The sequence below is a fragment of the Herpetosiphonaceae bacterium genome, from assembly GCA_036374795.1.
In the GTDB taxonomy this organism is placed as follows: Bacteria; Chloroflexota; Chloroflexia; order Chloroflexales; family Kallotenuaceae; genus LB3-1.
In genome coordinates, this window is record DASUTC010000114.1 from 1 (window position 1) to 12,286 (window position 12,286).

The window sequence follows — 12,286 nt, forward strand, 5'->3', positions numbered from 1 at the left end:
TCGTCGAGCTATCCGCTTAATCGGGCCTATCACAGCCCTGGCATCGACCGTGGCCTTGCGGGCGAGCAGGGCACCGGCACCTATACCAATTACCAGACTCCGCCGGTTTCGGTGATTGGCGCGTATCGCTGGATACCAGCATTAAGGGCCGCGCTCCTGGCAGAGATCGATGAGCATGAAGCGCAGCAGCACTTTATGCACACGGCTGGCCTGAGCAGCGCGCTGGCCGGTATGGCAGCGCTGGTAGCCGTGCTGATCGGGCTGTTCATGGCGACCCGCATCTCCAGGCCGATCGCTGCGCTGGCGCAGGCCGCGCGTGAGATCACCGCAGGCGGGCGCAGCCAGCAGGTCGCGATTGCCGAGCGCGGCGAGATTGCGGTCCTGGCGCGGGCGTTCAATCGCATGACGGTTCGCCTTCATGAGACTCTCGAAGGATTGGAGTTGCGGGTCGCCGAGCGCACCGCCGACCTCCGACGAGCCAATCTGGAATCCGAGCGCGTGCTGTGTGAGCTGCGGGAATCGCTCCACCAGCGGGAATTGCTGAGCGCAACCGTCCGTGATCTGTCCAGCCCGGTCGTGCCGGTGCTCGATGGGATTCTGGTGATGCCGATGATCGGCGTGATCAGCTCCGATCGGGTCGCGCTGCTGATCGAATCGCTCCTAACAGCGATCGAGCGTCATGGTGCCCGCGCGGTCATTATCGATGTCACGGGCGTGCCGGTAGCCGATACCCAGGTGGCGCAGATGCTGATGGATGCGACGAATGCGGCGAGATTGCTGGGTGCTCTGCCGATCCTCGTGGGCATTCGTCCTGAGCTGGCGCGTACGATCGTTGGCCTTGGAATTTCACTCGATGGTTTGGTGACGCACGCCGATCTCCAGCACGGCATCCAGTACGCGCAAGAGCGGATACGCTCATAACGCGGAGTTGATCCACAGACCAGGGAGGCGTCATAGCGATACCTCCCTGGCCCACGGCTGCGCCTGGCAGATGGATGCGAAAGGCTTAGTTCTGCAACTGTGAGCGCCGCACGGTACGAGATGTAACGGTTACGCCAGGACCATTGATGCTCGAACTCTTTTGCGGATTTTGAATGACCTGGAACGTGACCGTAGGATCGGCTAGTGTCAGGTCGAAATTGAGCATGGCAAAGCTATACTCAGCATCGGTGCCACCAACCCCGATACCGGAGGATGTGACCTCCCACAGCGGATAGCCACTTGACAGCGTCCGCTGCGTGAGCAGACTACGATGGATGTCGCCGGTTATGAAAAAGACGCCTTTGATGTTGTTGGCGACGATGAAGTTGAAGAGTTGCTGCCTCTGGTTTCCCCAGCATACGCTGCCCAGCGTGGAGCCATTCGCGATCACTTTAAAGGTTGCCCGCGATGCTAAGAGCTGACTCTTCAACCACTCGAACTGGGTGGTGCCATACATGTTCGCCGGGTAGTCGGCTGGCATGTTATGCGGACAGTCACGGCCCCAGCGATCATCCATCATAAAGAAGTCTACGCCGCCCGTATCGTTGACGCCGCCCCAGTTGAACGTGTGGTAGATCCCATCCCCGGCGAAGTCGGGGTGCGCCCAAAGATCATCGAAGGCTGCCCGCGCAATGTCTTTTTGAGCGAAGGTTGCGTCTTCATTATTCGGCCCGTAGTCGTGATCATCCCAGATGGCGTAGGTGGGGAAGTTGCGGTAGACCGAAGCAAACTCCGGCACCTTACGCTGCTGCATATACTTGAACCAGTAATGGTCCTTCGTTGGCGGATTCTGTGTGGTGTACATATTATCGCCCAGCAGCACATGCAAGTTAGGCTGTCCATTGTCGAGTTGCTCACGCATGATGCTAAACGAGGGCTGGCTGGGCTGCTTCTCGCCATTCATGCAGGAGGCCACGCCAACCTTGAAGCGTGCCGGTGCATCCGGCTCCGTCATAAAGGAGCTGCCGCCGCGCTCGCCCGTCAGGCCGGACGCAAAGATCCGATAATCGTACCTGGTTGCAGGCGACAGCCCGGACAGGGTCGCCTTCCACGAGCGATAGCCGCTACCAGCTCCGATCCTGGTCATCTCTACCGATGACAGCCAGCATGTTTCGCAGGCGGTTGCCAGCCTGACGCGCAGTGTCAGCGTTTCGCTCGTATCGTTTCCATAGGTATCACTCGTCCCCACCCAGATGCGAGCGCCCGTTTTCCAGGTGCGGCCTACCATGGGGCTGGTTTGCAGCGGCGTGGAGTAGGCGTGTGCCACGTCGCCCGGAGCAAGAGTCGCTCCGAGTGCGAGCAGAACCAAGATTACGACTAGCACGCGAGCCTTCCGCATGATTTTCCCTCCGTTATCATCGCGAACACCTCCTGCTGCTCAGCCTTGGGAGGTTTCTGGATCCGAATCCGCTACCGCTTGCCCGACGCTACCAACGTCTGCGAGACGACGGTAGCTGTACTTTATACCGAGACGCTAAACGCCTCCTGAATACAGGAGGCGTAAATCTTTAAAATCTCTTAACATTTCTGTACCCCCCGCGCGGTACCCCTGAGACGTTCCTTCATCGACCTTCGGCAGCATGAAAGCGTGTCTGAGTCTCAACGATGTAGGCCGGAGGCTCAGAACGCGAGAGGTTCTACGCGCTTCATGGCGCTTCATTATGTCATTTTGAACACAAAAGGGAGTAGTATGTAATATTGTTGATCTACTATTGCATACATTAACGCATCCAGCCAGCCTTCAGCAGACCTGCCCGGCGATCGGATCACGTTGGCCCACCCGCTGGTAGCGCAGAACGACTCGCGCCGCTGCAGCGGGTGGGCCACTATGTTCAGCATGCCAATCACGAGTCGGCTTGCCACTCGCAGCATCAGGCTGTTCAAGAAGCGCTATGGCGTGAGGCGCAGCGTTCCCTGAGCGGCGGCATCAATCGTCGTGCGTTCCATCCGCATCGGGCGATAGCGGATGGCCTTCCAGTCGGCAAGATAATCGGCGTAGTGCGGCGACAGGACGTGTCCCGACTGGCCGACAGAGTGCAAGAATTGACCGCCTTCGAGATTGGCAAGGTCAATGATCTGGCGGTACCCAGGACTATGGCGCTGCTCAAACGGGTACTCGAAATCGAACGGGGCAACATTGACCGTGCTGTGATCGCCGCCGTGCGGGAGCGAGCGGCTAAAAAACGCCTTCAACACCGGTACATTGTCGAGTGGCTGGTGGGGAAAGACCGTGACATGCATCCGATCCCAGCGCCATTCGGTCGGCGGTGCTCCCTGGCGGCTACGCACCTCCTCAAGCGCGTCGCGAAACGTCTCGGCGACAATCTGGGCGCACGTTTCCGACAGCGATGTTGTGGTATCGTCGCACCACGGGCTGGGCTCACTGAGGACCTGCTGGATGAACGGACGGGAAAAGGTAAATCGTTCTTCGTAGCGCTCGATCAATCTCGCGCCAAGCTCATCGGCTGCAATAGCTCGCGTTAATCGCGAGTACCAGACCTCAAAGATCGCTGCCGCCGCGCTATCGCCATTGGTATTGCCGTCCCACTGACGCAGCAGATCGAGTACCTGCTCCTCCTCGGCGGTCTGGGCGGCGGTCTGTTGGAGCAGGATCGGTAAGAGCTCGCGTGCATGAAGCGAGACGGTGTCGCCCTGGATCGCGGCAAAATCGCCGGGGCTGAGCTTATCTTTTGCCTCGATCAGCTCAGCGATCCGCTGGTAGCGGTACGGCGGCGCAAATTCCCGGCCCAGGAAGTATTGGTCGCTGGCGGGCGTGGGCCGGTTGTTCGCCGTCACGATCATATGGCTCGGCGGATTATACACATGCGGCAGCTCTTCAAATGGTACGCTGCCGGTCCACTCGTTCGCCCCCGACCAGCCCTCGACGGGGAGCGACCCATCATTACTGGCGCGGATCGGAATGCGGCCCGGCGCATAGTAGCCGATGTTCCCCGTGATGTCGGCGTAGACGAAGTTCTGGGAGGGCGCGACATAGCTCCGCAGCGCTTGCACGAATTGGTCCCAGTTTTGTGCCTGGTTGATGCCTAAGAACGCATCGAGCGTCGTATCCTGGGGATCGAGAGCCGTCCAGCGAAAGGCGAGCGGCTCCATCATCGGCTGGCGCTCTGTTTCGGGCAGGCTGGCATTGCTGGTGTTGAGCGCATCCGAGATCAGCGGGCCGTGGCGCGTGATGCGGACGCGGTGGATCACGTCTTCCGCGCCCTTGACTTTGATCGTCTCGGTGATGACCTGCATCGGCTCCATCTGCCCCTGAAACTCCGCCAGGGTCCCGGTCGGATCGAGCCGCTCACGATACAAATCCTGAACATCCGGCCCGACATTCGTCACGCCCCAGGCAATCGCCCGATTACGCCCGATCACAATGGTGGGCAGGCCCGGCAGCGTCGCGCCGATAACCTCATAGTCGGGCGCGGAGAGGTGCGCAAGGTACCAGATCGACGGGATGCGCGTGCCAAGGTGTGGGTCGTTGGCGAGCAGCGGCTTGCCCGACACGGTTTTCGTGCCGTCAACGACCCAGTTGTTCGATCCCAGGCCCTCACCGCTCCAGCCGACAGCGCCCATCAGCGAGCGAACCTCGGCGCCCAGCGTCAACAAGCCATCGTAGTCGCCGTTGGGTATGGCGGCGGTGATAATGCTCGGACTGGTTTCCGGCGTGTCCGGCAGCAGGGCAGCGGCTCGCTCCGGCCCAACTGCCCGAATGATGTCGGTCCGCAGCACCTCACTCGCCCAGTTGCCGCCAAGGTCCCAGGCCATCATCTTTTGCCACACCAGCACGTCAGGCCCCGTCCAGGGGGCGGGCGTCGTGCCGAGAAGGGTAAATTCGATGGGGAGCGCGCTGCTCGGCGCGGCGATAAACGCATTGATCCCCGCAACGTACGCCTCGACGGCTGCTCGCGAATCGGAGGAGAGCGCCTGCCACGATTGCTCGGCAGCGCGGTAGGTGCCAAGCGTGCGCAAGAACCGATCGGTATCACGGGTGCTCTCGCCGAGAATCTCGGACAGGCGGCCCTGCCCGATCCGGCGTTGAAACTCCATTTGCCAGAGCCGGTCTTGCGCATGGACATACCCCAGGCCGAAGATCGCGTCATCCCGGCTTTGGGCAAAAACATGCGGGATCGCATCGACATCACGCACAATATCGATCGGCGCGTTTAATCCGGATACCTTGATCGTACCCGCGACCTGAGGCAGGGTGCGACGAAGAAATACGTAGCCACCCGCGCCCGTCACGAGCACAACGATAACCAGCAGGATAAGCAGCCAGCGGAACACACGAAGCGTACGGCGCATACGATCTCCAAATTTCTGCATTGAGAGGTGTCCATCATTATCGATACAATTATCGCTGTGGTCAAGTGTCCTTGCCTAGGGGCCGACCGCGCGGGAAATGGGCTAGCAGTAGCCGGGACTTTTGGCGCGACGGCGCGTGGCCTGTATCGAACGAGATCCGGCGATCGAACCGCCACACGCCGAGCCTGGCGTCGCATCTGCCGCCTACCAGCGCCTCGGCACGCCGCGATCCGCTGCGTTGCGCCAGGTGTTCCGCGCAGGTCGAGCACATCGGTGGTATGCTTCAGCAGGTTCGCTTGAGAAGGAGGACGCGGTGCAAAAAGCACGCCTGTCGTCGGCTGCTGAGCAGCCCACGCCGGAAGATATGCCGCCGGATGCCTCGCCGCGAGGAACGTCGTCCGCGCAATTGCTGATCATCATGGCGGCAATCTTTATGGTGAGCGCTGAAGCTCGCGTTATTTCGCCGCTGCTTCCGGCAATAGCCGGAGAGTTCGTCACGCCGGTTGCCCGCACTGGCATCTTGATTACGGCCTACACGCTGCCGTATGGCGTGTTCCAGATTGTGTACGGGCCGCTCGCGGATCGCTTCAGTCGGCAGCGGGTGATGGGCGTTGCCCTGGCGCTGTTCGCGCTCGGAACATTTGTCAGCGCCCTGGCTCCTGATCTGCTGACGCTGACGCTGTTACGGCTTGGCACAGGAGCAGCCGCAGCCGGAGTTATTCCGATTGCGCTGGCGTATGTCGGCGATGCCGTGCCCTACTCCGAGCGCCAGGCGACGCTGGGACGAGTGATCAGCGTCGCGTCACTTGGCGGCGTGCTATCGGCAGCACTGGGCGGCATTATCGCGACGATCGCCAGCTGGCGGACGCTCTTTCTGACGTACGGGATCATCGCGCTGGCGGTCGCCGCCGTGCTGCTGCGCACGCCCGTGAAGCGCGCTCGCGCGTCCGTGCCACGTGGGCGAGGAGTCTTCGGCCCGTATCGCGCGATTTTTCAGCACGCCGGGGCGCGGGCGTACGCGCTGTACGCGATCGTCTTTCTGGAGGGCCTGACGGCGACCGGCACGGTGGGCTACCTTGGCGCGCTGCTGTTCGAGCGCGATCAGCTCAGCTACGCGACGATCGGCCTGCTGCTGATGCTGAGCGGCGTCGCCAGCATGGTCACGGCGCGCCGCGTCGGTCAGCTCGTGGCGCGCATCAGCGAGCGCGGGATGGTGCTCGTGGGCGGCTCCTGCCTCACGATCTCGTATCTGCTCATCCCGTTCCGCCCGACGTTCGTCTGGTTTCCCATCGCGATGGTGCTGGGCGGCGCAGGCTTTGTGATCGCGCATAGCACGCTGCAAACACGGGCCACAGAGCTGGTGCCGGATCTGCGCGGGACCGCCGTGTCGCTCTTTGCGTTCTCCTTGTTTCTCGGCGGCGGCCTGGGCACCTACCTGGCCGGGCTTGCGATCGAGCACTGGGGATTTTCCGCGACGCTGGCTGGGACCGCCCTGGCGCTTGCGCTCTTTACGATGCTCGCGCTGCCGCTCCTGCGCATCGTCCAGCGGCCATAGCCGGAGCGCTAGACGCGGCCTGTCGGGCGAGCAGCGCCGCCCAGAGCGCATCGTGGGCGGCGGCGCGGCCAATAGAGGCCGGCCAGACCGGCGCCGACGATCAGCACATCTGCATCGTTGCTCATGGATCTTCCTGTGACGACTCCCGCGCTGGCGCGCTGCGTCGGCTATCCGTTTCGCCAGCGTGGGGAGTGTGATCCTCTGTGCCAGGGCCTACACCTCGCGGCAAGACATCGGACAGCAGCGAACATGGTACTGGCAGCTCTAGACCATGCTGCGATCCGTGTGATACGGTGTATGGGGTTGACAAAGCTCCCTATACTACCCGTGGTCTGTGCGTGGTTGCAGTATACCACAGGCGTTTTCGTCAACGCTCACGCTGCTCAAGCGCGTGAAGGGCTTCTATCTCAGGGCTACAGCGCAACGACGCCCGCCTATTTCTACCGACGAAGGGAGGAAACGGCAATGCCCCTGCCGGGATGCCTGTTGGGCCACATCGGCGGTTCCTTTGCCTGATTTTTATGAAGATGACTGATGTTCACCAGCACGCAGATCGGTCGGACATACCACAGACCTTGCATGAGCTTCTCCGTTGGCGGGCGCTCCATCAGCCGCATCGACTGGCCTACAGCTTTGTATCGGATGGAGCGACCAGCGCCGTCGAGCTGACCTATGGAGAGCTGGATCGCAAGGCTCAGGCAATTGCTGGGCTGCTCCAGCAAACTACCGCGATTGGCGAGCGAGTCGTCCTGCTCTATCCGCCAGGAATCGAGTACATTGCCGCGTTCTTCGGCTGCCTCTACGCAGGCGCGATTGCCGTTCCCGCCTATCCGCCCGCGCTGAACCGTAGCCGCACGCGCATCCAGAGCATTGTGGCAGACGCGCAGCCGACAGCGGTGCTCGCCACCGCCCGGATCATCTCGAAGATGCAGCGACAATCGGATGATCTGCTCAGCCTGGCTGCCCTGCGCTGGCTGGCAACGGATGATCTGCCTGACGACGCAGCTTTGGATTGGACGCCGCCCGCGCTGGCTCCTGAGCGTATCGCCTTTTTGCAGTACACCTCAGGCTCCACGTCGACGCCAAAAGGCGTGATGCTGACGCATCGCAATCTGCTGGAGAACGTCCGCCAGATCGAGCGCTGCTTCGAGCACACGCCCGATAGTCGCGGCGTGATCTGGCTGCCGCCGTACCACGACATGGGCCTGATCGGCGGGATCTTACAGCCGCTCTACGCCGGATTTCCCGTCACGCTCATGTCGCCGATGACGTTTCTTCAGAGTCCGATCCGCTGGCTTCAGGCGATCGATCACGTCCGGGCTACCACCAGCGGCGGGCCGAACTTTGCCTATGATCTGTGTGCCAGCAGGATCACGCCTGAGCAGGCAGCGACCCTTGATCTCAGCAGTTGGGATGTTGCCTTTGTGGGCGCTGAGCCGATCCAGCCGCAGACCTTGGATCGCTTTGCCGCAGTGTTCGCGCCGTGCGGCTTTCGGCGGGAAGCGTTCTATCCGTGCTATGGCTTGGCCGAGGCGACGCTGATGATCGCAGGCGGCGGCAAAGCTGCTCCGCCAGTGATCCAGGCTGTTCACGCCGACGCGCTGGAGCAGCAGCCAACCAGCGCCAGCGCCCAGACACGGACGCGACGGCTGGTTGGCTGCGGACAACCGATCGGTGGTCATCAGATCGCGATTGTCGACCCGCAGACCGGGCAGCGCTGCTCACCAGGCACGATCGGCGAGATCTGGGTCGCGGGGGCGTGCGTCGCGCAGGGCTACTGGAATCGACCCGCCGAGACGGCGCAGATCTTTCGTGCGACGATCGCGGGATCGGATGACAGCCCGTTCCTGCGCACCGGCGACCTGGGCTGTATCCACCAGGGCGAGCTGTTCGTCACAGGCCGAATCAAAGATCTGATCATTATTCGCGGGCAGAACTACTATCCGCAGGACATTGAGCAAACGGTCGGGCTCAGCCATCCGGTGCTGCGTCCGAACGCGGGCGCGGCATTTTCGATCGAGGTGGACGGCCAGGAACGCCTGGTGGTGGTGCAGGAGGTCGAGCGGCAGGCGCGGGGCACGCCGCCGGATGAGCTGGTGGCTGCGATCCGCCGGTCGGTGGTCGAGCACCACGACCTGCATGTACACGCCGTAGCGCTGCTCAAGACCGGCCAGATTCCCAAGACTTCCAGCGGAAAAATCCAGCGCTTTGCCTGCCGGGCAGCCTTCTTAGCCGGTACGCTGGATCTTTTCGCTATCGATACGCTGCCGGGCGCGTCATTGCAGGCCGATGCAGCCAGCACCAGCCGCGAGACGCTCGGCGCGCTTGCGCCTGAGGAGCGGCAGCCAGCCCTGGAAGCGTATCTGCAACGCCAGATCGCGCGGGCGCTGCGAGTCGATCCGTCGCAGGTGACGACGACCCGCTCGATCAGCGGCTTTGGCCTGGATTCGCTGATGGCCGTGGAGCTGCAACACGCGATCGAGTCCGCGCTGGACGTTGTGCTGCCGATGACGAGCTTCCTCCGCGACGCGACGATCGTCCAGCTTGCCGGTGTGCTGCTCGACACCATCGCCGAGGAATCGGATGCCGCTCCGATCCGCGCCGCCGCGACCGGCAGCACGCAGCATCCGCTCTCGTATGGACAGCGAGCGCTCTGGTTTGTGTGCCAGCTCGATCCGGACAGCACGGCCTACACCATCGCACATGCCGTGCGCGTTCGTTCGGATCTGCATGGCGCGGCGCTCCGTCGAGCGCTTGAGCACCTGGTCGCGCGACATGCCGCGCTGCGTACAACGTTCCCAGCCCCACACGGCGAGCCGCTGCAACAGGTGCATGAGCAGCTTGCACCGGCTTTTTCGATCGAGCCGCTGCCACGCGACCGATCCGCGCTTGATGAGCGGCTGGAGATCGAAGCGCAGCGTCCGTTCGATCTCCAGCGCGGCCCGCTCCTGCGTGTCTGCCTGTTCAGCGAATCGGACCAGGAGCATGTGCTCTTGTTTGTGGTCCATCACATCATCGCCGATCTCTGGTCGCTCTCGCTGTTGATCCGCGAGCTTGGCGCGCTCTATGCCGCCGAGACGACCGGACAGGCTGCGGCGCTCGCACCGCTGACGCTCCAATACACAGATTATGTCACGTTCCAGGCCGAGCTGCTCGCCAGCTCCGCAGGCAGAGCGCTGCGAGACTACTGGCTCCACCAGTTGGCAGACGCGCCGCTGGTGCTGGATCTACCGACCGATTACCCGCGACCGGCGATCCAAACCTCCAACGGCGCGACATTCCCGCTCAGGCTGGACGAAGCGCTGACTCGCCAGCTCAAGGCGCTGGCACAGCGCAGCGAGACAACGCTGTACACGCTGCTGCTGGCCGCGTTTCAGATCTTGCTCGCGCGCTACACCGGCCAGGATGATCTGCTGGTTGGCTCGCCGACGACCGGACGGAGCCGCCGCGCCTTCGCTGAGCTGGTGGGCTACCTGGTAAACCCGGTCGTGCTGCGCGCCAACCTGGCACATGATCCTCCATTCCTCACCTTCCTGGCCCAGGTGCGGCAGACCGTGCTCGGCGCGCTCGATCACCAGGACTACCCGCTGCCGCTGCTGGTCGAGCAGCTTCAGCCAGCCCGCGACGCCAGCCGCTCGCCGCTCGTTCAGGTAATGTTTGTCTTTCAGAACGAGCCTCTGCACGGCGATGGCGGCCTGGCAATGATCGCGGTCGGCGCGGAGGATGGCCCGATCGATCTTGGCGGGCTGACCGTTGAGCCGCTGCTGTTGCGACAGCAGGCCGCGCAGTTCGATCTCACGCTGACGCTGACGGAGAGCCGCGATGCGCTGGTGGGTGCCTGGCAGTACAATACCGCGCTGTTCAGACCTGCGACGATCGAGCGGATGAGCGGCCATTTCCGAACCTTGCTCAGCCAGATCGTCGCGCAGCCGGAGCAGCGGATTGCCCATCTTCCGCTGCTCACGCCCTCCGAGCAGCGCGAGATCGCGGGCTGGAACGCCACGGAGATCGCGGCATTCAAGGGCCTGTGTCTTCATCACCTGCTGGAGGCCCAGGCCGCGCGCACACCCGATGCCATCGCCGTGGTCGCGGATAGCCCTGAGCGGATCGAGCGCCATCTGACGTATCGTGAGCTGAACCAGCGCGCCAATCAACTTGCCCGCTACCTGCGCAGCCTTGGCGTCCAGCCCGAAGCGCCGATTGGCGTCTGCCTGGATCGGTCGCTGGAGCTGGTGATCGGATTGATCGGCGTTCTTAAAGCAGGCGGCGCGTATCTGCCGCTCGACCCGGCCTATCCCGCCGAGCGGCTGCGCTTTATGCTCGACGATAGCCAGGTGTCGGTCGTGCTGACCCAGCAGCGCCTGCTGCACCCAGAGGATACCCGCCTGCCCGATTGCTCCGCGCGGGTAGTGTGTCTCGACGCTGACTGGCCGCAGATCGCCGGAGAGCCTGAGGATGCGCCAGATGTAGATCTCACGCCGGACAACCTGGCGTATATCATCTACACATCGGGCTCGACCGGCAGGCCCAAAGGCGTTATGAACACGCATCAGGGCATCTGCAATCGCCTGCTCTGGATGCAGCAGGAGTATCGCCTGAGCGCTGCCGATCGCGTGCTGCAAAAAACGCCGTTCAGCTTCGACGTATCGGTCTGGGAGTTGTTCTGGCCGCTGCTCACGGGCGCGCGGCTCGTCATGGCTCAGCCGGGCGGCCATCTCGATCCGGCCTACCTAATCGATGTGATCAAGCGGCAGCAGATCACCACGCTCCATTTTGTTCCGGCGATGCTGCATGTCTTTTTAGAGCAGCCCGACGCCAGCACATGTACCAGCGTCCGCCGCATCATGTGCAGCGGCGAGGCGCTGCCGTTCGAGCTTCAGGAGCGATGTTTTGCCCGGCTGGACGCCGCGCTGCACAATCTCTACGGCCCCACGGAGGCAGCGGTCGACGTGACGTTTTGGCGGTGCAATCCCCATGATCAGCGCCGCAGCGTCCCAATCGGCTCGCCGGTCGCCAACACGCAGATCTACCTGCTGGACGCGCACATGCAGCCGGTGCCGGTGGGCGTGCCCGGCGAGCTGCACATCGGCGGCGTGCAGCTTGCGCGCGGCTACCTTGGCCGTCCCGCGCTCACGGCGGAGCGCTTCGTGCCGTGTCCGTTCGCGGCGACTCCCGGCGGTCGGCTCTACAAAACCGGCGATCGGGCGCGCTACCATGAGGACGGCAGCATCGAGTTCCTGGGCCGCAGCGACCACCAGATCAAGCTGCGCGGGTATCGCATCGAGCTGGGCGAGATCGAGGCCGTGCTGCGCCAGCACGAGGCCGTGCGCGAGGCCGTGGTGCTGCTCCGCGACGAGCGGCTGGTAGCGTATGTTGTAGGAAACGAAGACGCCGGGCGCCCTTTGGGCATGGCACCCGCCTGGCACCCGCCTGGCACTC

The 12,286-nt window shown here is 63.0% G+C and carries 5 protein-coding genes; 3 read left to right on the top strand and 2 right to left on the bottom strand.

Features of this window, described 5'->3' with window-relative positions; all coding sequences use genetic code 11:
- A partial coding sequence (locus VFZ66_07630; protein HEX6289045.1) for a HAMP domain-containing protein occupies positions 1–921 on the top strand: 921 nt, incomplete at its 5' end.
- Positions 922–1,006: 85 nt separating this feature from the next.
- Here VFZ66_07630 and VFZ66_07635 read toward each other — a convergent pair.
- Positions 1,007–2,209 (bottom strand): alkaline phosphatase D family protein, encoded by a 1,203-nt coding sequence (locus VFZ66_07635; protein HEX6289046.1) that lies wholly within the window; start codon positions 2,207–2,209, stop codon positions 1,007–1,009.
- 662 nt (positions 2,210–2,871) lie between these two features.
- Positions 2,872–5,292, bottom strand: a complete 2,421-nt coding sequence (locus VFZ66_07640; protein ID HEX6289047.1) for a penicillin acylase family protein — start codon at positions 5,290–5,292, stop codon at positions 2,872–2,874.
- A gap of 313 nt (positions 5,293–5,605) precedes the next feature.
- On the opposite strand from VFZ66_07640, the gene VFZ66_07645 reads away from it, so the two are divergent.
- Complete coding sequence (locus tag VFZ66_07645; GenBank protein ID HEX6289048.1) at positions 5,606–6,847, top strand: MFS transporter; 1,242 nt, start codon at positions 5,606–5,608, stop codon at positions 6,845–6,847.
- Between the two features lie 527 nt (positions 6,848–7,374).
- Positions 7,375–12,286: amino acid adenylation domain-containing protein (locus VFZ66_07650; protein ID HEX6289049.1), on the top strand; the 4,912-nt coding region annotated here is incomplete at its 3' end.